The sequence below is a fragment of the Pseudomonas sp. P179 genome, assembly GCF_000478485.2.
GTDB lineage: Bacteria > Pseudomonadota > Gammaproteobacteria > Pseudomonadales > Pseudomonadaceae > Pseudomonas > Pseudomonas aeruginosa.
The window spans coordinates 2,652,523-2,673,220 of record NZ_KI517354.1; the positions used below are offsets into that span (position 1 = coordinate 2,652,523).

A 20,698-nucleotide genomic window follows, 5' to 3' on the forward strand; every position below is an offset into this window, starting at 1 on the left:
AAGCCTCATGAACACTACCGTGATTCCGCCGTCCCTCCTCGATGTCGATTTCCCTGCCGGCAGCGTCGCCCTGGTCGGCGCCGGCCCCGGCGATCCGGGCCTGCTCACCCTGCGCGCCTGGGCCCTGCTGCAACAGGCCGAGGTGGTGGTCTACGACCGCCTGGTCGCCCGCGAGCTGATCGCCCTTCTGCCGGAAAGCTGCCAGCGCATCTACGTCGGCAAGCGCTGCGGCCACCACAGCCTGCCGCAGGAAGAAATCAACGAGCTGCTGGTGCGCCTGGCCCGGCAGCAACGCCGGGTGGTCCGCCTGAAAGGCGGCGACCCGTTCATCTTCGGTCGCGGCGCCGAGGAGCTGGAGCGCCTGCTCGAAGCCGGCGTCGACTGCCAGGTGGTCCCCGGCGTCACCGCCGCCTCCGGTTGCAGTACCTACGCCGGCATCCCGCTGACCCACCGCGACCTCGCCCAGTCCTGCACCTTCGTCACCGGCCACCTGCAGAACGACGGCCGCCTCGACCTCGACTGGGCCGGCCTGGCGCGTGGCAAGCAGACCCTGGTGTTCTACATGGGCCTGGGCAACCTCGCCGAGATCGCCGCGCGCCTGGTCGAGCACGGCCTCGCCAGCGACACCCCGGCGGCGCTGGTCAGCCAGGGCACCCAGGCGGGCCAGCAGGTGACCCGCGGCGCCCTTGCCGAGCTGCCGGCGCTGGCGCGACGCTACCAGTTGAAGCCGCCGACGCTGATCGTCGTCGGCCAGGTGGTCGCGCTCTTCGCCGAGCGCGCGATGGCGCATCCGTCATACCTGGGCGCCGGCTCGCCGGTCAGCCGCGAGGCCGTCGCATGCGCCTGATCGGCCTCGCCCTCGGCCTGCTCCTCGGCGCCCTCGCACAGGCCGGCGAAGCGCCGGGGGAAGCGCTCTACCGCCAGCACTGCCAGGCCTGCCACGGCGCCGGACGGCTCGGCGGCAGCGGCCCGACCCTGCTCCCGGAAAGCCTTTCGCGGCTGAAGCCGGCGCAGGCCCGCGAGGTGATCCTGCACGGTCGCCCGGCAACCCAGATGGCCGGCTTTGCCGGTCAATTGGACGACGCCGCGGCGGACGCCCTGGTCGCCTATCTCTACCAGGCGCCGCCGCGCGAACCGCAGTGGACCGCCGAGGACATCCGGGCCAGCCAGGTTCAGCCGCATCCCCTCGCCACCCTGCCGTCCAGGCCCCGCTTCGAGGCCGACCCGCTGAACCTGTTCGTGGTGGTGGAGTCCGGCGACCACCACGTGACCATCCTCGACGGCGATCGCTTCGAGCCCATCGCCCGCTTCCCCTCGCGCTACGCCCTGCACGGAGGTCCGAAGTTCTCCCCGGACGGGCGCCTGGTGTACTTCGCCTCGCGCGACGGCTGGGTAACCCTCTACGACCTGTACAACCTGAAGGTGGTCGCCGAGGTCCGCGCCGGCCTCAACACGCGCAACCTGGCGGTCAGCGACGACGGGCGCTGGGTCCTGGTGGGCAACTACCTGCCCGGCAACCTGGTGCTGCTGGACGCCCGCGACCTGTCCCTGGTGCAGGTCATCCCGGCGGCCGACGCCCAGGGCCAGGCCTCGCGGGTCAGCGCGGTATACACGGCACCGCCGCGACACAGCTTCGTGGTCGCCCTGAAGGACGTCCACGAGCTGTGGGAGCTGCCCTATGCCAACGGCAAGCCGGTCGCGCCGAAACGGCTGGCGGTCGCCGACTACCTCGACGACTTCTCCTTCAGCCCCGACTACCGCTACCTGCTGGGCAGCTCGCGGCAGGCCAGGGGCGGCGAGGTGATCGAGCTGGACAGCGGCGCGCGGGTCGCCTCGATCCCGCTGTCGGGCATGCCGCACCTCGGCTCGGGCATCTACTGGAAGCGCGACGGGCGCTGGGTGTTCGCCACGCCGAACATCAGCCGCGGGGTGATCTCGGTGATCGACCTGCAAAACTGGAAGCCGTTGAAGGAAATCGCCACCGACGGCCCCGGCTTCTTCATGCGCAGCCATGCCGACTCGCCCTACGCCTGGACCGATACCTTCCTTGGCAAGAAACACGACGAGATCCTGCTGATCGACAAGCAGACCCTGGAAATCGCCCATCGCCTGCGCCCCAGCCCGGGCAAGGTGGCCGGCCACGTCGAGTTCACCCGCGACGGCCGCTACGCCCTGCTCAGCGTCTGGGACCGCGACGGCGCGCTGGTGGTCTACGACGCGCACAGCCTGGAGGAAGTGAAGCGACTGCCGATGAACAAGCCGTCGGGCAAGTACAACGTCGGCAACAAGATCGGCTATGCGGAGGGAACCTCGCACTGAGGCGGTCGAGACGCCATCAACGGATATCCCCGTATCCTCCGCGACGGACCGCGACAACCCTGTCCCCTCACGGCGCGAGAAAAACCACGGGAATGGCGGATAACCGCAAGCGGTTATTCGCCCTACCGCCCACCCTGCGCGAGGAGCCGTAGGGCGCATAACGCCAACGGCGTTATCCGCCGATCACCCTGTCCCATCACGGCCCCGAGAAAACCCTGGGAATGGCGGATAGCCGCAAGCGGATATCCCCCCACCCGTCCCGCGCGCCGAGCCCCCGGCGCCCAGAAAAAAGCCCCGCATCGCGGGGCTTTCCGTCTCAGGCGCCAGGCCTCAGAACTGCTCGGCGTCCAGCAGGTACAGCGACTCGCTGCCGGCGCGCACGGAGGCGCTCAGGGAATGGATGCGCGGCAGCAGGCGGGCGAAGTAGAAGCGCGCGGTACCCAGCTTGCTGGCGTAGAAGTCGTCCTCGCCCTGCTTGGCCAGCGCGGTGCGCGCCATCAATGCCCACATGTAGGCATAGGCGGTGTAGCCGAACACATGCAGGTATTCGACCGACGCCGCGCCGATCTCGTTGGGATTACCCTTGGCGCGGTCGAGCAGCCAGGCGGTCAGCTCTTCCAGGTTCTCCACGGCGGCCGCCAGCGGCTTGCTGAACTCGCCCAGGGCCTCGTCGGCGGAAGCGACGAAGGCCTTGATCTCGTTGGTGAAGTGACGGGAGAAGGCGCCGCCGCTGCCGATCACCTTGCGCCCCACCAGGTCGAGCGCCTGAATGCCATTGGTGCCTTCGTAGATCTGCGTGATGCGACAGTCGCGCACCAGTTGCTCCTGGCCCCATTCGCGGATGAAGCCGTGGCCGCCGAAGATCTGCTGGCCATGGATGGTGGTTTCCAGCCCCATGTCGGTGAGGAATGCCTTGGCCACCGGGGTCAGCAGCGCCACCAGCTCTTCCGCGCGCTTGCGGGTGACCGCGTCTTCGCTGTACTTGGCGGTGTCCAGCTGCATCGCGACGTAGCTGGAGAAGGCGCGGCCGCCTTCGTTCAGCGCCTTCATGGTGAGCAGCATGCGACGCACGTCGGGGTGCACGATGATCGGGTCGGCGGCCTTGTCCTTGGCCACCGGGCCGGTCGGCGCGCGGCTCTGGATACGCTCGCGGGCATATTCGATGGCGCTCTGGTAGGAGCGCTCGCCGGTGGCCAGGCCCTGGATGCCGACGCCAAGGCGCTCGTAGTTCATCATGGTGAACATCGCCGCCAGGCCCTTGTTGACCTCGCCCACCAGCCAACCGGTAGCGCCGTCGAAGTTCATCACGCAGGTGGCCGAGGCCTTGATCCCCATCTTGTGCTCGATGGAGCCGCAACCCAGGCTGTTCTTCTCGCCCAGCGAACCGTCGGCGTTGACCAGCACCTTCGGTACCAGGAACAGCGAGATGCCCTTCGGCCCGGCCGGGGCGTCGGGCAGCTTGGCCAGCACCAGGTGGATGATGTTCTCGGTCAGGTCATGCTCGCCGCCGGTGATGAAGATCTTGGTCCCGCTGATCTTGTAGGAGCCGTCGGCCTGCGGCTCGGCCCTGGTGCGGATGATGCCCAGGTCGGTGCCGGCATGCGGCTCGGTCAGGCACATGGAACCGGCCCAGATACCGGCGTACATGTTCGGCAGGTACTTGTCCTTCAGTTCGTCGCTGGCATGGGCATTGAGCGCCAGGCAGGCGCCGGCGGTCAGCATCGGATACAGGCCGAACGACAGGTTGGCCGAGTTGACCAGTTCCTCGACCTGCGCCGAGATCACCTTGGGCATACCCATGCCGCCGTAGGCCGGATCACCGCCGACGCCGACCCAGCCGCCTTCGGCGTAGGTCCGGTAGGCCTCGGGGAAGCCGGCCGGGGTGCTCACCGCGCCAGCGTTCCACTGGCAGCCTTCCTCGTCGCCCGGACGGTTCAGCGGGGCGATGGTACCGGCGGTGACCTTGCCGGCCTCTTCGAGGATCGCCGCGGCGGTCTCGGCGTCGACCACTTCGGCCAGCGCCGGCAGTTGCGCCCAGAGCCGGGAGACCTCGAACACCTCATTGAGGACGAAGCGCATGTCGCGCAGCGGAGCTTTGTAATCAGCCATGTGGGGAATCCTCGATCGTACCGATCGCCGGCCGGGGGCCAGCGGCAACAAAATGGAGGCACGAAAGGCGTGCCGCGGCCGAGTCTACACCACCAACATTTCGGACTTGTAGCGTCACGTCGTGACCGTAAAGTCTATATCGGTCTTCTATGCGACAGGCATGAGAAAGCCCGCTTTTCGCGGGCTCGAGCGAGTTCGCCGGGAGTCCGACGGGCCCGGCGGGTGCGGGAGAAACCGGGGGAAGAAGCGCCGCGCCCCTGCCCCGGCAGCCGCTAGAGCGAAAACTGCTCCGCCGACAGGCTCATCAGGCCCGCCGCGCCGGCCTGGATCGCCGCGGCGTGCGCCGCGGTGCGCGGCAGCAGGCGACTGAAGTAGAAGTCGGCGGTGGCCAGCTTGGCTTCGTAGAACGCGGCCTCGCCGCTGCCGGCATCCAGCTTCTCGCGCGCCACCAGGGCGATGCGCAACCAGAAATAGGCCAGGGTCACGTAGCCGGAGAACATCAGGTAGTCCACCGAGGCGGCGCCCACTTCGTCGGCATTCTTCATCGCCGCCAGGCCCACCTGCTGGGTCAGTTCGCCCCACTGCGCGTTCAGCGCCGCCAGTTGCGCGACCTGTCCCTTCAGTTGCGGATGCTCGGCCTGGGCCTGGCACAACTGGTGGACCAGTTTGGTGAAACCGCGCAACAGCTTGCCCTGGCTGCCCAGTACCTTGCGGCCGAGCAGGTCGAGGGCCTGGATGCCGTTGGTGCCTTCGTAGATCTGTGCGATGCGGCAATCGCGGACCAACTGCTCCATGCCCCACTCGCGGATGTAGCCGTGGCCGCCGTAGACCTGCATGCCGAGGTTGGTCACCTCCTGCCCGGTCTCGGTCATGAAGGCCTTGCAGATCGGTGTCAGGAAGGCCAGCAGGTCGGCGGCCCGCTCGCGCTCGGCGGCGTCCTGCGACAGGTGCTCGGTGTCGAGCAACTGGGCGGTGAAGTAGGCCAGCGCGCGGTTGCCTTCGTTGAACGCCTTCATGGTCAGCAGCATGCGCCGCACGTCGGGGTGCACGATGATCGGGTCGGCCGGCTTGTCCGGCGCCTTCGGCCCGGTCAGCGAGCGCATCTGCAAGCGCTCCCGGGCGTAGCGCACGGCGCCCTGGTAACTGGTCTCGCCAAGGCACAGGCCCTGCATGCCGGTGCCCAGGCGGGCGTGGTTCATCATGGTGAACATGCAGTGCAGGCCCTTGTTCGGCTCGCCGATCAGGTAGCCGGTGGCGCCGTCGAAGTTCATCACACAGGTGGCCGAGGCCTTGATCCCCATCTTGTGCTCGATGGAGCCACAGGAGACCGCATTGCGCGCGCCCACGTTACCTTCGGCGTCGGGTAGGAACTTCGGCACGATGAACAGCGAGATACCCTTGGTCCCGGCCGGCGCATCGGGAAGCTTGGCCAGCACCAGGTGGACGATGTTCTCGCTCAGGTCGTGCTCGCCGGCGGAGATGAAGATCTTCGTCCCGCTGATCGCATGGCTGCCGTCGGCGTTCGGCACCGCGCGGGTCTTGATGATGCCCAGGTCGGTGCCGCAGTGCGGCTCGGTCAGGCACATGGTGCCGGTCCAGGTGCCGGCGGTCATCCGCGCCAGGTAGAGGTCCTTCTGCGCCTGGCTGCCGTGGGCGTGGATCGCCGACATGGCGCCGCGGGTCAGGCCCGGGTACATGCCCCAGGAGACATTGCTGGCGCCGATCATCTCGCTGAGCAGCAGACCCAGCGAGTGCGGCAGGCCCTGGCCGCCGTACGCGGGATCGCTGGCGACACCGTTCCAGCCCCCCTCGACGTACTGTGCATAGGCTTCCTTGAAACCCTTGGGCGTGGTCACCACGCCGTTGTCGAAGTGGCAGCCCTCTTCGTCGCCGGAGCGGTTCAGCGGCGCCAGAACCTGTTCGCAGAATTTCGACCCTTCATCGAGGATCGCCGCCACCATGTCCGGGGTCGCGTCGCTGGCGCCGAGCGCCTGGTAGCGCCCATGGAAGTCGAATACCTCATCGATCAGGAAGCGCATGTCGCGCAGCGGAGCCTTGTATTCCGGCATCTCTGTTCTCCTCGGCAGGGGCGCCCCACAGGCGCGAATCCCTCGAAGCTACTGCGCCGGGCGGGCGCCTACAATCACGCTGCGGACGCTGAATGCAACGCCATAACCCCGAGGTCGGAAGGCCAGGATGCAGCGGATCGCAGGCATGAAAAAGCCCGCCGAAGGGCGGGCTCTTTCTCACCTGGGGAACGGGCCGCCAGCGGCCCGTGCCATCAGTAACCGAGGGCGAAATCTTCCTCGGCCATCTCCATCAGGTTGTTGGCGCCGGACAGCATGGCGGCGACGTGGGCGCGGGTACGCGGCAGGATGCGCTGGAAGTAGAAGCGCGCGGTCTGCAGCTTGGCCTTGTAGAAGGCTTCCTCGCCGGTGCCGGCGGCCAGCTTCTCGGCGGCCAGGCGCGCCATGTCGGCCCAGAAGTAGGCCAGGCAGGCGTAGCCGGAGTACATCAGGTAGTCCACCGAAGCGGCGCCGACTTCCTCGCGATCCTTCATGGCGGCCATGCCGACCTTCATGGTCAGGTCGCCCCACTCCTTGTTCAGCTGTGCCAGCGGAGCGACGAATTCCTTGACGGCTTCGTTGGCTTCGTTGGCCTGGCAGAACTTGTGCACGATCTTGGTGAAGCCCTTCAGCGCCTCGCCCTGGGTCATCAGCACCTTGCGACCCAGCAGGTCGAGGGCCTGAACGCCGGTAGTGCCTTCGTACAGCATCGAGATGCGGCTGTCGCGGACGTTCTGCTCCATGCCGTGCTCGGCGATGAAACCGTGGCCGCCGAAGATCTGCACGCCGTGGTTGGCGGACTCGAAGCCGACTTCGGTCATGAACGCCTTGGCGATCGGCGTGAGGAAGGCCAGCATCGAGTCGGCGGCTTTCTTCTGCTCTTCGTCCTGGCTGCGCTGGACGATGTCGACCTGCTTGGCGGCGAAATACAGCATCGCGCGGTTGCCTTCGGCGAAGGCCTTCATGGTCAGCAGCATGCGGCGCACGTCAGGATGCACGATGATCGGGTCGGCGGGCTTCTCGGGCGCCTTCGGACCGGTCAGCGAGCGCATCTGCAGACGCTCGCGAGCATAGGCGATGCCGCCCTGGAAACCGACTTCGGCATGGGCCAGGCCTTGCAGCGCGGTACCCAGGCGAGCGGTGTTCATGAAGGTGAACATGCAGTTCAGGCCCTTGTTCGGCGGGCCGATCAGGAAGCCGGTGGCGGCGTCGAAGTTCATCACGCAGGTGGCGTTGCCGTGGATGCCCATCTTGTGCTCGATGGAACCGCAGGAAACCGCGTTGCGCTCGCCGGCGTTGCCTTCGGCGTTGGGCAGGAACTTCGGCACGATGAACAGCGAGATGCCCTTGGTGCCCTGCGGGGCGTCGGGCAGGCGGGCCAGGACGATATGGACGATGTTGTCGGCCATGTCGTGCTCGCCGGCGGAGATGAAGATCTTGGTGCCGGTGACCTTGTAGCTACCGTCGGCCTGCGGCTCGGCCTTGGTGCGCAGCATGCCCAGGTCGGTGCCGCAGTGCGGCTCGGTCAGGCACATGGTGCCGGTCCACTCGCCGGAGACCAGCTTGGTCAGGTAGGTTGCCTGCTGCTCGGCGGTGCCGTGGGCATGCAGGGTGTTCATGGCGCCGTGGGACAGGCCCGGGTACATGCCCCAGGACCAGTTGGCCTGGCCGACCATCTCGCTGATGGCCAGGCCGAGGGATTCCGGCAGACCCTGGCCGCCGTGCTCGACGTCATGGGCCAGGCTCGGCCAACCGCCTTCGACGAACTGCTGGTAGGCCTCCTTGAAGCCGGTCGGGGTCTTCACGCCGTCGGCGCTCCAGGTGCAGCCTTCCAGGTCGCCGACACGGTTCAGCGGAGCGATCACCTGTTCGCAGAACTTCGCACCTTCCTCGAGGATGGCGTTGACCATGTCGGGAGTCGCGTCTTCGGCGCCCGGCAGGCTCTGGTAGTGCGCTTCGTAGCCCAGCAGCTCGTCGCGAACGAAACGGATATCACGCAAGGGGGCCTTGTAATCAGGCATAGCAGTCAACCTCTACGAAGGGTTCTGGTTAATCGGCGACCGGACGGATGTCCAGAGTCTGCGGTCGCAGTGCGGGATCGCTCCCGGTCGCCTTGCCGGACGCACTCATGCGTCCCGACTCTCAAACAGGCGTTTGAAACATACGTTTACGCCAATCCCTTGTCAAGCATCCGAACCGACCGCTCGGTCATGCCCGAAATCACTGGCAGCCACGTCCTTCCAAAGCACTTTCGTCTCTCTCAGTAAAGCCCATGGCGAAGCGCCCGGCAGGCTTCAGGGGCCGCCGGGTGACAGTCGGAAAAGGAAGGGTCGGGGCGGCCGCTGCCGGCCGCCAGGAAGTCAGGCGTGGGTATCGATCAGGGTACCGAGGGTCTCGTCGGCTACCTCGATGACCCGGGCGCCGCTCTGCGCCTCGAGCTTGCCGCGGGTCAGTTCGACCATCTGCTCGGCCTGGGCCGAACGGGCCTCCACGGTATTGCGGGCGATCTCGCTGCCGGCCTGGGCGACGCGGGCGCTGCCCGACTGCACCGCGTTGAGGCCACTGACGAAAGCGTTGCCGGAAATTTCCACCCTCTACTCCTGGGGACGCGCATGCGCCACTGCGATAGCAAGTGGCTTCTATTCAAGCAGACTTGGCCGGCGCTGGGTACCGCCCGTTGGTTATGGACGGCCCGCTGTTTATAGCCCGATACCCAGGGGCCGCAGGTCGAGGTGTGCGGCCACGGCCGCGGGAGTGGCTTCCTCCAGGCGCGGTACCCGACCCAGGCAGGGCGCCGGCAGGCGTTCGGCGAGGGTCGCCAGGTTCTCTTCCAGGCGCGAGGTAGCCGGGTCGACGACGTTGGCCACCCAGCCGGCCAGCGCCAGGCCGTCGCCCAGGATCGCCTCGGCGCTGAGCAGCGCATGGTTGATACAGCCCAGGCGCACGCCGACCACCAGCACCACCGGCAGCGCCAGCAGGCGCGCCAGGTCGGACAGGTTCTCGCGGCCCAGCAACGGCACGCGCCATCCGCCGGCGCCCTCCACCAGGGTGAAGTCGGCCTGTAGCGCCAGCACCTCGCGCACCGCCTCGTGCAAGCGTGCGGCGCTCAGTTCGACGCCAGCCTCGCGCGCCGCCAGGTGCGGGGCGATGGCCGGTGCGAAGGCCAGCGGGTTGACCTGCTCGTAGGCCAGCGCCAGCGAGCACTGGCCGAGCAACACCAACGCGTCGCCATTGCGCAGGCCTTGCGCCGTGGGCTCGCAGCCGGAGGCCACCGGCTTCGCCGCGGCGGTGCTCAGGCCGGCACTCCGGGCCGCGTGGAGCAGGCCGGCGGCGATGGTGGTCTTGCCGATCTCGGTGTCGGTACCGGTGACGAAGAACGCCGGCATGGTTCAGGAATCCTTGCGCAGCACGCCGAAGACGACGCGGTAGGTAGCGGGCAGCCCCTCGGGCTGGCGGAAACGCTCGTAGGCGGCGACCAGCGCGCGGATGCGCTGGCGCCCGGTCAGGCCGTCGGGCCGCCCGGGGTTGAGGTTGTGCGCGCCCAGCGCCTTGAGTTCGTGGGTCAGGCTGCGCAGGTCGGGGAAATGCAGGAGCCGGTCCTCGTGGCGCAGGGTCAGCGGCAGCAGGCCGCTGCCGGCCGCGTGTTGCAGGTAGTCGGCGAAGGCGCGGAAGCGATTGACGTGGACGAAGCCGTCCACCACCCGCCAACTGTCGCGCAACTCGCCCAGGGTACCGACGCACAGGCTGCTGAACGCCAGCACGCCGCCCGGCCGCAGGACCCGCCGCGCCTCGGCCAGGACCGCCGGGAGGTCGGCGCACCACTGGATGGCCAGGCTGGAGAACAGCAGGTCGCAACTGCCGTCGCGCAACGGCAGCCTCTCGGCGTCGCCGCCAATGAAATGGCTGGCGCCGCCGCGCGCGCGGGCATGCCGCAGCATGCCTTCGGCGATATCCACGGCCAGGCCCTCGGCCGCACCGAAGCGTCGTTCCAGGGCCCGGCTGAAATAACCGGTGCCGCAGCCGAGATCGACCCAGCGGCGCGGCGAGAAGCCTTCCGGCAATGCCGACAGCAGGCTCTCACCGACGCCGCGCTGGAGTTCGGCCACCGCGTCGTAGCTGGCCGCCGCGCGGGAAAACGACGCGGCGACCTGGCGCTTGTCGGGCAGCGCGGCAACGCCATGGGGCGCCAGCAGCGGCGAGGAATCGTCAGGCATCATCACCCTCGCGAAGGAATCTCAGGATTGCGCCGGCCACCTCGTCCGGGCATTCCAGCGGCAGGCCGTGACTGGCCGCCAGGGTCGAGACCTCGACGTCCGGCAGCCACTCGAGCAGGGCCTCGGCGGCGGCCAGCGGCACCAGCGCATCGGCTTCGGCGAACAGGTGCAATTGCGGCCCGCGGAAGTTTTCCAGGGCGGCCCGGGTATCCAGTTGGCCGAGCAACTGCAGGCCGGCGACCAGCGCCTCGCGCTCCAGCTGCGGCAGCGCCACCTGCAGTTGCCGCGCCAGGGTCCGAGGGTCGCGCGCACCCTGGCTGACCAGCAGGGTGAAACGCTTGCGGGTCAGGTGCGGTTCGAGCAGGAAAGCCTCGAAGAAGTCCTCGAAGGTTTCCGCCGGCATCGCGTTCGGCCAGTCCTCGCGCACGCGGAAGCACGGATTGCTGGCCAGGGTCAGCAGTCCCCGGCAATCGTCGCCGCGGCGCGCCGCCAGTTCGCCGGCGAGCATGCCTCCCAGCGACCAGCCGGCCAGCCAGCTATCGCGCGGCAGGTTATCGTCGAGTTCGTCGAGCCAGTCGGCGGCGTCGTCCAGCGACGGCAGCGGCTCGATCAACACGTTCAGGTGCGGCTCGCGCTCGTGCAGCGCGTCGCGCAGCGGTTCCAGCGGTGCGCTACCCAGGCCCCAGCCCGGCAACAGGATCAAGTGGTCACGCATCGTCTCCCTCCTCGGCTTCGATCTCTGCCAGAAGGCTAGACGACAGCTGTCGCCAGCTTTCGCCGAGGGCTTCGAGCAAGCGGTCGACCTGCGCTTCGCTGTGCGCGGCGGACAGCGTGACGCGCAGCCGCGCGCTGTTGGCCGGCACGGTTGGCGGGCGGATCGCGCCGACCATGATGCCACGGGCTCGAAGCATGCCGGCCAGGGCCACGGCCTGGCGGCTGCCGCCGACCAGGATCGGCTGGATCGGCGTGAAGCTGTCCATCAGGGTCAGGCCAAGCGCCTCGGCGCCATGGCGGAAACGGGCGATCAGCGCCGCCAGGTGTTGCCGCCGCCAGCTTTCGCGGCGCAGCAGCTCCAGGCTCTTCAGGGTGGCGCAGGCCACCGCTGGCGGCTGGCTGGTGGTGTAGATGTAGGGCCGGGCGTACTGAATCAGGGTCTCGATCAGTTCCTCGCTGCCCGCTACGAAGGCGCCGGCGGTACCGAAACCCTTGCCGAGGGTGCCGATCAGCACCGGCACCTGCTCCTGGCCGAGGCCGAAGTGTTCGACGATCCCGCCGCCGCTGGCGCCCAGCGGGCCGAAGCCATGCGCGTCGTCGACCATCAGCCAGGCGCCGCGGGCCTGCGCGACGGCGGCCAGGGCCGGCAGGTCGGCGAGATTGCCGTCCATGCTGAAGACCCCGTCGGTGACCACCAGGGTATTGCCCTCGGCCTTGTCCAGGCGCGCGGCGAGGCTTGCCGGGTCGTTGTGCAGGTAGCGCGAGAAACGCGCGCCGGAGAGCAATCCGGCATCCAGCAGCGAAGCGTGGTTGAGGCGGTCCTCCAGCACCGTGTCGCCCTTGCCGACCAGCGCGGTCACCGCGCCGAGATTGGCCATGTAGCCGGTGGAGAACAGCAGCGCGCGCGGCCGCCCGGTGAATTCGGCGAGGGCCAGCTCCAGTTCGTGGTGCGGGCCGCTGTGGCCGACCACCAGGTGCGAGGCGCCACCGCCCACGCCCCAGCGCTCGGCGCCGGCGCGCAGCGCGGCGATCACCTCGGGATGGTTGGCCAGGCCGAGGTAGTCGTTGGAACAGAAGGCCAGCAGCGGCTGGCCGTCGACCACGACGTCCGGGCCCTGGGCCGACTCCAGCAGCGGCCGCTGGCGGTAGAGGTCTTCCGCGCGCCGGCTGGCGAGGCGGGAAGCGAGATCGAAGGACATGGCAGGTCGCTCGTGTTGCTGGACGGACGCAGGCGCACCCGTCCACGCAGGGCCGACATCAGCGGCTGCAACGAAGGGACGGCGGCACCCTCCCTTCCAGTATGGTCAGGCGGAAGCGGCGTTATAGAACAGCTTCGATTCGCGTTGTTCCACCAACGCCTGCTCGATGGCGGCCTGGTGCACTTCGTCGGCGTGCTCTTCGCGCTCTTCCGGCTTGATGCCGAGACGGGCGAACAACTGCATGTCCTTTTCGGCCTGCGGGTTCTTCGTGGTCAGCAGCTTTTCGCCGTAGAAGATCGAGTTGGCCCCGGCCATGAAGGCCAGCGCCTGCATCTGCTCGTTCATCTGCTCGCGGCCGGCGGACAGGCGCACGTGGGACTTCGGCATCATGATCCGGGCCACCGCCAGGGTGCGGATGAAGTCGAAGGGATCGACGTCCTTCTCTTCCGCCAGGGGCGTGCCCTTGACCTTCACCAGCATGTTGATCGGCACCGACTCCGGGTGCTCCGGCAGGTTCGCCAGTTGGATCAGCAGGCCGGCGCGGTCGTCCACCGACTCGCCCATGCCGAGGATGCCGCCGGAGCAGATCTTCATCCCCGCCTCGCGCACGTAGGCCAGGGTCTGCAGGCGCTCGCTGTAGGTGCGGGTGGTGATGATGTTGCCGTAGAACTCCGGCGAGGTATCCAGGTTGTGGTTGTAGTAGTCGAGGCCGGCGTCCGCCAGCGCCTGGGTCTGTTCCTGGGTCAGGCGGCCGAGGGTCATGCAGGTCTCCAGGCCGAGCTTCTTCACGCCCTTGACCATCTCCAGGACGTAGGGCATGTCCTTGGCCGACGGGTGCTTCCAGGCAGCGCCCATGCAGAAGCGGGTCGAACCGATGGCCTTGGCCTCGGCCGCCGCCTCGAGGACCTTCTGCACCTCCATCAGCTTCTCCTTGTCCAGGCCGGTGTTGTAGTGGCCGGACTGCGGGCAGTACTTGCAGTCCTCGGGACAGGCGCCGGTCTTGATCGACAGCAGCGTCGAGACCTGCACGCGGTTCGGGTCGAAGTGCGCGCGATGCACCGTCTGCGCCTGGAACAGCAGGTCGTTGAACGGTTGCTCGAACAGGGCACGGACTTCGGCGAGGGACCAGTCGTGACGGGTGGCGACGGAAGCGGTTGCACTCATGGGGAAGATTCCTTCGACGCTTGTATGGCGCCTTTTGTCGGGGAGCCCCGGCACGCCGGGGGTCAGGCTCAAGGGCATCATAAGTGGCTGTATGACGCTGTCAACCCAACCCAGGACACAGGGCTACATCTGATCAATATCTGATCACCCATATAGAAGCCAGCAGTCATCGACTGCTCCAATCGGCCTCGTCCTCTATGTGGCATTCGGCTCCCTGGAAGAAACGGCGCAACTACCTCGGAAAACTACAAGTAATGCTTAGGATATTTCCTACAAGAAATAGGAAATATCTTATTTATATATTCCCTGGCAGGTTTCTAACATGGAGAAACATTGAATCTCTTGCCACCCTAGCGGTGCGCAACGAAAACAAGTTATCCAGACTTGAACCATGAACGCAACCAACCACCCTAAATATAGCCATTCAAAGCGCAGCGGAAGTATAACGAAAAATATATTCGATCCTTCCGACCAACCACTTTCCAAAACACGATACGGGTTTCATTCGGGCACATTCAGGAATATGAATGGAAAGCGCCTCTTCCAGGTCCGAAGTTGGCTTCGGATGGTTCTTGCATCGATATTCGCCTGGCTGTGCATGTCCGCCCATGCCGATCTCTCGTTCGACGGCCAGAACCGTTTCGTGATGAAAGGCAAGCGCCTGCCGATCACGCTGGTCAACGAGGGCAAGGAGCCGGCCCTGGCGGAAATCTCCCTGGATTGGGGTACCGACGGCAAGGGGCAGGCGCTGCCCTTCGCCGTGTCCAGGCCGCTGCTCCGCCTGGGCGCCGGCCAGCGGGCCAAGGTGGAGGTGCTCTACCAGGGCCAGGGCCTGCCCACCGACCGCGAGACCTACCTGCTGTTGAGCGTGCTGGACGTGCCGCACGCGCCCAGTACTCCCGAGACCCTGCAGATCGCCCTACGCCATCGCTTCAAGCTGTTCTATCGGCCGCCCCTGGAAGCCACCGTCGAGCAGGCGAACGAGGGCGTGACGTGGACGCTCGGCACCAGCGGCAATCCGAAGGCACACAATCCTTCGCCCTACCACATCACCTTCAGCCAGTTGGAGTTCCTCGACGCATCGGAGCGGAGCTGCGGCGAAGCCATCGAACACCTGATGCTGGCGCCCTTCTCCAATCACCAGTTCGACATCGCCGCCTGCCATCCCGACAAAGTGCGTTACGCGATCGTCAGCGACGGAGGGAACCTCCACCCTTATCACGGCGCATTGAAATCAGGCGTAGAGACCAACGCCAAACACCCATGAGGCCCGGAATACACCATGAATGCAATTACCCGAACACTACTTGTGGGAATGCTGGTTGCGTTGGCGCAGAAAGGTTATGCGCTGACCTGCGAAAGAGCGGACAACAAGGCAACGATCGACTATGTCAACATCGACACGAGCATCGCCGTGCCTTCGGCTCTGCCCAAGGACACCGTGCTCTGGCGCTCTCCAACCTACGATTTCTCCGTCAGGTGTTACCAGGAGCGCGAAAACACCGGACCTGAGGACGTCTATTTCTATCTCAGTCCGGACGGCCAGGGCGCATTGGGCTCGGACCTGGAGGTGGGCATCAACCTGAACGGCGAGGACCTCCGTTGTTCCTCGCTCCCCGGCTGCCGGCAGAAGATAGGCATGCATTTCGATGGTTGCTGGACAGGAGGACGAGGGGGATGCGAAGGCATGGCTCAGACCAAGCAGGTCCGTTTCCAGATCTTCCTCTCCAAACTCGCCGCCCCCACTCCCGGCAAGGAAGGTCCCATCACGGGCGTAAACTCCTACGCACTGTTCCAGTTCGATGGAGTGGGAGGCATCAACAACCTGGGGGGCCGGAACCTACGTATGTATGCCCTTGGCATGAACAACCTCCGCTACGTCGCCTGCACCTCCACGCTAAGCATTTCTCCAAAAACCCTCAACTTCCAGATACTGCAATCGCAATTTGCCGCACAGAATCTGGTCATCAAAGAACTTCCCTTCAGCATCACCGCCAATAAGAGCTGCAACAGCGCCTATGGCCTGAACGCTATGTTCATTCCCGCCAGCAATACCACCCTGTCGAGCACGGATACGTTGCTGGCCAAGGACAATCCAACAGTGGGCATCAGGCTCCTCAATGAGGATCGCAGCGTCATCAGTATCGGTAAGGAGTTCGAGTTCATTCCCTACACCCCAACCCAGACGACGGTGACGAAGAACTTTCTCGCCCAACTGAGGTGGATGACGAGCAGACCCATTCTAGGCCCGTTCAACGCCACCGCCGCGATAGAGGTCTATTACAAGTGACCGCTAGGCCGCACCTGCAACAGGCGCGGCATGCTCTGCAAAAACAAGAATCGATTAACAACCTGCAGAAGAACCCCATGAATGCCTTCATCCGTTACATGCTTGTCGCAATGCTGCTCGTCCTGTCGCAGAAAAGCTTCGCCTTGATGTGCTGGAAATCGGACAACAAGCAAACCGAAGATTATGTCTACATCGATACGAGCATCGCTGTTCCATCGGTCCTCCCCAAGGACACCGTACTCTGGCGGTCTCCGAACTACTCCATATCGATCACTTGCTTCCAGGATCGCGACTGGGGGCCAGAGCAGGTCTATTTCTACCTGAGTCCAACCGGTCAGGGCGCGCTGGGTTCGGACCTGGAGGTGGGCATCAACCTGAACGGCGAAGACCTGCGCTGCTCGACACTCGACATAGTGCCGAAAGGAGATCGGCATGCACTTCGATGGTTGCTGGACGGGACGAGGTTGCGAAGGCAGGGCGAAGAAGATGACCGTCAACTTCAACTTCTTTCTCTCCAAGCGGGCAGGTCCCAGTACCGGTAAGGAAGGTCCTATCACAGGGGTAAACGCCTACCCGATTTTCCAGTTCGATGGCGAGAGCGCTATCAATAACATAGGGGGGTACAACTTCCGCATGACCCTCCACGGCTTGAATAACCTTCGCTACGTCGCCTGCGCGTCCACAATCAGCCTTTCTCCGAAAACCGTCGACTTCCAAAGCCTGCAGGCCTATTTCGCCAGCCGGGACCAGATCCTCAAGGAACTTCCGTTCAGCGTCACCGCCAATAAGAACTGCAGCAGCGCCTATGGCCTGAACGCGATGTTCCTCCCCTCCGGCAGCACCTCCCTGTGGGGTTCGGACACTCTTTTGGATAACAACAACAAGTCCGTGGGAATCCGACTTCTCAAGCAGGAAGACCGCAGCATCATCGATATCGGCAAGGAGTTCGTACTGGTGCCCAATAGCCAGAACCAATTGGTGGTCATAAGAAACTTCCTCGCCCAGGTGAGGTGGATGACGGGCACTCCAACGCCAGGCCCCTTCAACGCCACCGCCGCGATAGAGGTCTACTACAAGTGACCGCCCGGGGCCGCTTCGCAGACCGAAGCGGCCCGGTATCGACGACTCAGCGCAGGAAGAAGTGCTGGAGTCGTTGCACTTGCCAGTTGTAACGGCGACGCGCCTCGAGACCTTCCTCCAGGCTGACGGCGACGAAACGCGCCTTCTGGTTCGGTTGCATCTGCGCCAGCCGGTTCAGGTCGGGGCTGATCACCGTGCCCAGCGTGGCATATCCCCCACCGGACACCGCATCACGATGCAGGACGATGGGTTCGAGCCCGCCCGGTACCTGGATCGAGCCGATGGGATAGCAGGCGTCGACGATGTTGGACGGGTCCGAGCCTGCGCCGAATGGCTGTTCGCGCGGCTCGAACCGGAGCGCCGTGCCGCCCTTGAAGCGGTAGCCGGTGCGGTCCGCCTCCGAACCGACGGTCCAGGTCTCGGCGAAGAAACGCTCGACCGCGTCGGGGGTCAGGCGATGGACGTAGAGTCCGGGAACCACCCGCAAGCTCACCTCGCCGCCGACCTCCACCTGCAGCGAACGCGGCAGCGCCAAGCCCTCCACGGCAGAGGGCGAGGCAGGCCCCAGAGGCAGCAGGTCGCCCTCCGCCAGCCGTCGTCCCTGCAAGCCACCGATCGCCCCCAGACCGTAGGTCGAACGACTGCCCAGCACCTCGGGTACCGCGATGCCGCCGTCGATGGCGAGATAGCCACGGGCGCCGGCACGGATGAAATCGAACCCCAGGACCTGGCCGGCGCGAACCCGGAAGGAAGTATCCAGCGGCATCTCCGCGCCCTCCAGGCGAGGCGTCATGCGCGCCCCGCACACGGCCACCAGGGCGTCGCGCTGGAACTCCAGCTGCGGCCCCAGCAGCGCGCACTCCAACACGGCGGCGGTCGGTGCGTTGCCCACCAGCAAGTTGGCAGCGCGCAGGGCATACTGGTCGAGCGCGCCGGACGGCGGGATGCCCAGGTGATAGTGGCCTTCGCGGCCGGCGTCCTGCACCGAGGTGGCGAGGCCGGGCTTGAGCACCTTAAGCGACATACAGCACCTCCTGCAGATGTTGCGTGCAGCCTCGCGGATCGGCAAGGAACGCGTCGAGATCGAAACTCACCGGACGGATGCGCAGGTCGAATGTGCCCGCTTCGACTTCGGCCGCCATGCGCTCGTACTCGGTCCGCTCGATGGGGCGGAACTGGACGATGTCGCCAGCGCGGAAGAACACCATCGATTCCTCGAGATAGGGCAAGCCCTGGCGGGGATCGAAGATCGGCGCCGGAGTCACGCCGAACATCTGGTAGCCGCCGGCACCGCGCACCGAATAGATGCAGCCGAAGCAACCGCCGTGGCCGAGGGTCAGCTTCGGCGTGTCGATGCGCGGACGCAGGTACTTGGGCACCTGCAACTGCCGTTCGCGCTCGACCATCTGGTACATGAACGGCAGGCCGGCGACGAAACCGACCATCGAGACGAACCACGGCGTGCCGCTGTGCGCCTGGATGAACGCCTGCACGTCGGCGTAGCCGTTGATCCGCGCGGCGTACTCGAGGTCGGTGGAGTCCGGGTCCTGGTGACGGTCGCGGAAGCGCATCAGGGTCTCGTGGGTCCAGGGATCGTTGTACAACACCGGCACTTCGACGATACGCGTCTCGATGCTGCGCGCGGCGACCGCCTCGGCTTCCAGGCCGCGCACGGTCTCCAGCAGCGCCTGCGGGGCCAGCCGGTCGGGGTCGAAGCGAACCTGGAACGAGGCGTTGGCCAGGCATACGTCGAGCACCCCGGGCAATTGCAGTGTCTCGATGGCGCGGGTGATCGCCATGCCGCGGAAGAAGGCTTCCAGCGACATGGACTCGGCGACCTCGGCGAACAGGTGCTCGTCGCCGCCGAAGCTGTAGCGGATGTTGGCATGCATCTCAAACCTCCTGCGCGGCGGCGGTCCGCTCGGCGAGCCAGGTTTCCAGGGTAGCGGTATCGAACTGCGCGGCCTGTACCCGCGCATCGGCGAGCAGCCAGCGGTGCAGCGGCAGGGTAGTGGCCATGCCGGCCAGCACGGTGCGCTCCAGCGCCTGGCGCGCGCGGGCGAACGCTTCGTCGCGGTCGCGACCATGGACGATCAGCTTGGCCAGCAACGAATCGTAGTACGGCGGCACCCGGTAGCCGGGATACAGGTGGCTGTCCACTCGCACGCCCTCGCCCTGCGGCCATTCCAGGCGCTCCACGGTGCCGGGGCTGGGGAAGAAATTGCGCGCCGGGTCTTCGGCGTTGATCCGCATCTCCAGCGCCGCGCCGTTCAGGCGAATGTCCTCCTGGCGCCAGGGCAGCGCCTCGCCGGCGGCGATGCGCAGCATGGCCTGGACCAGGTCGATGCCGGTGACCATCTCGCTGACCGGATGCTCGACCTGGATACGGGCGTTCATCTCGATGAAGAAGAACTCGCCGCTGTGCGCGTCGAACAGGTATTCCAGGGTGCCCGCGCCACGATAGCCGAGACTCTGCGCCAGGCGCACCGCGCTCTCGCAGAGGGCCTGGCGCTGCGCGCCGTCCAGCGCCGCCGAAGGTGCCTCCTCGAAGACCTTCTGGCGCCGCCGCTGCAGCGAGCATTCGCGTTCGAACAGATGCACCGCGCGCTCGCCATCGCCGAGGATCTGCACTTCGATGTGCCGTGCCTGGCGGATGAAGCGCTCCAAGTACACCGCCGGCGAACCGAAGGCGGCCTGCGCCTCGCGCTGGGCGATGGGGAATTCCCGACGCAGTTCGTCGGCGTCGTGGGCGATACGGATGCCACGCCCGCCGCCGCCGGCGGAGGCCTTGACCAGCAGCGGATAGCCGACCTCTTCGGCGCAAGCCAGCGCCGCGTCGAGGTCGCCCAGCTCGCCGGGCGAGCCCGGCACCACCGGCACCCCGGCGGCCATCGCGGTACGCCGCGCCTCGGCCTTGTCGCCCATGCGGCGGATGGTCTGCGCCTCCGGACCGACGAAGACCAGGCCGGCCGCCTGCACCGCTTCGGCGAAGGCGGGGTTCTCGGAGAGGAAACCGTAGCCGGGATGGATCGAGTCGGCACCGGTTTCCCGCGCCGCCATGAGAATCGCCTCGATATCCAGGTAGCTCCGGTCGGCCCGCGCAGGGCCGATCAGGCGTACCTCATCGGCCAGCCGCGCGGCCAGCGAATCGCGATCCGCCTCGCTGCACACCGCTACCGTGGGAATGCCCAGTGCCTGCGCGGCGCGGATGATGCGCACGGCGATCTCGCCGCGATTGGCCACCAGCAGCTTGTTCAGTCGCTTGTGCATGGCATCCTCCTCAGGTAGCGCTGGCGATCACCGCCAGCACCTGGCCCGGCTCGATGGCCTCGCCATCTTCCACGTGGAACGCCTGGAGTATGCCGGCCTGCCCGGCCTGCACTTCGGAAAACTGCTTCATCACCTCGATCAGCCCGATCACGCTGCCGGCCTCGACCGCCTGCCCGACCTCCGCGTAGGGCGGCGCGTCGGGGCTGGCCTTGCGATAGAAGGTGCCGGGCAAGGGGGACTGCACGTTATGTTCGGCCATGACGAATCCTCATT

Annotated in this window: 17 protein-coding genes and 1 pseudogene; 5 read left to right on the forward strand and 13 right to left on the reverse strand. The window is 66.3% G+C overall.

What is annotated here, in order from left to right:
• Positions 1 to 7 precede the first annotated feature (7 nt).
• Complete coding sequence (cobA, locus tag HMPREF1224_RS24890) at positions 8 to 847, forward strand: uroporphyrinogen-III C-methyltransferase (RefSeq protein WP_003113243.1); 840 nt, start codon at positions 8 to 10, stop codon at positions 845 to 847.
• Positions 838 to 2,319, forward strand: a complete 1,482-nt coding sequence (nirN, locus tag HMPREF1224_RS24895) for a dihydro-heme d1 dehydrogenase (protein WP_010793516.1) — start codon at positions 838 to 840, stop codon at positions 2,317 to 2,319. Before cobA ends, nirN begins: the two co-directional genes overlap by 10 nt.
• 330 nt (positions 2,320 to 2,649) lie before the next feature.
• On the opposite strand, the gene HMPREF1224_RS24900 is transcribed toward nirN, so the two are convergent.
• From HMPREF1224_RS24900 to bioB, 9 genes are all read right to left on the reverse strand, one after another.
• Complete coding sequence (locus tag HMPREF1224_RS24900) at positions 2,650 to 4,428, reverse strand: acyl-CoA dehydrogenase C-terminal domain-containing protein (RefSeq protein ID WP_010793517.1); 1,779 nt, start codon at positions 4,426 to 4,428, stop codon at positions 2,650 to 2,652.
• 272 nt (positions 4,429 to 4,700) lie between these two features.
• Positions 4,701 to 6,497 carry an acyl-CoA dehydrogenase C-terminal domain-containing protein gene (locus HMPREF1224_RS24905; RefSeq protein ID WP_003103343.1) on the reverse strand — a complete coding sequence of 599 codons (1,797 nt, stop codon included), beginning with the start codon at positions 6,495 to 6,497 and terminating at the stop codon, positions 4,701 to 4,703.
• Positions 6,498 to 6,709: 212 nt separating this feature from the next.
• Positions 6,710 to 8,515 (reverse strand): phenylacyl-CoA dehydrogenase, encoded by a 1,806-nt coding sequence (locus HMPREF1224_RS24910; RefSeq protein WP_003084842.1) that lies wholly within the window; start codon positions 8,513 to 8,515, stop codon positions 6,710 to 6,712.
• Positions 8,516 to 8,854: 339 nt separating this feature from the next.
• A complete protein-coding gene (locus HMPREF1224_RS24915; protein ID WP_003113246.1) occupies positions 8,855 to 9,085 on the reverse strand; it encodes a hypothetical protein in 231 nt (76 codons plus the stop codon).
• Positions 9,086 to 9,193: 108 nt separating this feature from the next.
• Positions 9,194 to 9,880 (reverse strand): dethiobiotin synthase, encoded by a 687-nt coding sequence (bioD, locus tag HMPREF1224_RS24920; RefSeq protein ID WP_003103336.1) that lies wholly within the window; start codon positions 9,878 to 9,880, stop codon positions 9,194 to 9,196.
• A 3-nt stretch (positions 9,881 to 9,883) separates the two neighbouring features.
• A complete protein-coding gene (bioC, locus tag HMPREF1224_RS24925; protein WP_003113247.1) occupies positions 9,884 to 10,708 on the reverse strand; it encodes a malonyl-ACP O-methyltransferase BioC in 825 nt (274 codons plus the stop codon).
• Positions 10,701 to 11,423 carry an alpha/beta fold hydrolase gene (locus HMPREF1224_RS24930; RefSeq protein WP_003103332.1) on the reverse strand — a complete coding sequence of 241 codons (723 nt, stop codon included), beginning with the start codon at positions 11,421 to 11,423 and terminating at the stop codon, positions 10,701 to 10,703. Before HMPREF1224_RS24930 ends, bioC begins: the two co-directional genes overlap by 8 nt.
• The gene (bioF, locus tag HMPREF1224_RS24935) at positions 11,416 to 12,621 is read right to left on the reverse strand and encodes an 8-amino-7-oxononanoate synthase (RefSeq protein WP_003084826.1); all 1,206 of its coding nucleotides are present in this window, start codon (positions 12,619 to 12,621) and stop codon (positions 11,416 to 11,418) included. Before bioF ends, HMPREF1224_RS24930 begins: the two co-directional genes overlap by 8 nt.
• 105 nt (positions 12,622 to 12,726) lie before the next feature.
• Entirely contained in the window at positions 12,727 to 13,785 is a 1,059-nt protein-coding gene (gene bioB / locus HMPREF1224_RS24940) for a biotin synthase BioB (protein WP_003103330.1), read from the reverse strand.
• A 565-nt stretch (positions 13,786 to 14,350) separates the two neighbouring features.
• Here bioB and HMPREF1224_RS24945 point away from each other — a divergent pair.
• From HMPREF1224_RS24945 to HMPREF1224_RS0112195, 3 genes and pseudogenes are all read left to right on the forward strand, one after another.
• On the forward strand, positions 14,351 to 15,052 hold the full coding sequence (locus tag HMPREF1224_RS24945) for a fimbrial biogenesis chaperone (protein ID WP_003118852.1): 702 nt from the start codon (positions 14,351 to 14,353) through the stop codon (positions 15,050 to 15,052).
• A gap of 15 nt (positions 15,053 to 15,067) precedes the next feature.
• The gene (locus HMPREF1224_RS24950; RefSeq protein WP_003117931.1) at positions 15,068 to 16,075 is read left to right on the forward strand and encodes a fimbrial protein; all 1,008 of its coding nucleotides are present in this window, start codon (positions 15,068 to 15,070) and stop codon (positions 16,073 to 16,075) included.
• Between the two features lie 77 nt (positions 16,076 to 16,152).
• Positions 16,153 to 17,155: pseudogene (locus HMPREF1224_RS0112195) on the forward strand (fimbrial protein).
• Positions 17,156 to 17,201: 46 nt separating this feature from the next.
• Here HMPREF1224_RS0112195 and HMPREF1224_RS24955 read toward each other — a convergent pair.
• Genes HMPREF1224_RS24955 through HMPREF1224_RS24970 form a run of 4 tightly spaced genes read right to left on the reverse strand, consistent with a single transcriptional unit; the run spans position 17,202 to position 20,684 of the window.
• Entirely contained in the window at positions 17,202 to 18,179 is a 978-nt protein-coding gene (locus HMPREF1224_RS24955) for a 5-oxoprolinase subunit C family protein (protein WP_010793520.1), read from the reverse strand.
• Positions 18,169 to 19,047 carry a 5-oxoprolinase subunit B family protein gene (locus HMPREF1224_RS24960; RefSeq protein WP_010793521.1) on the reverse strand — a complete coding sequence of 293 codons (879 nt, stop codon included), beginning with the start codon at positions 19,045 to 19,047 and terminating at the stop codon, positions 18,169 to 18,171. The genes HMPREF1224_RS24955 and HMPREF1224_RS24960 overlap by 11 nt, the downstream gene beginning before the upstream one ends.
• 1 nt (position 19,048) lies before the next feature.
• On the reverse strand, positions 19,049 to 20,425 hold the full coding sequence (locus HMPREF1224_RS24965; protein ID WP_010793522.1) for an acetyl-CoA carboxylase biotin carboxylase subunit: 1,377 nt from the start codon (positions 20,423 to 20,425) through the stop codon (positions 19,049 to 19,051).
• A 10-nt stretch (positions 20,426 to 20,435) separates the two neighbouring features.
• A complete protein-coding gene (locus HMPREF1224_RS24970) occupies positions 20,436 to 20,684 on the reverse strand; it encodes an acetyl-CoA carboxylase (protein ID WP_003084813.1) in 249 nt (82 codons plus the stop codon).
• Positions 20,685 to 20,698: the final 14 nt, after the last annotated feature.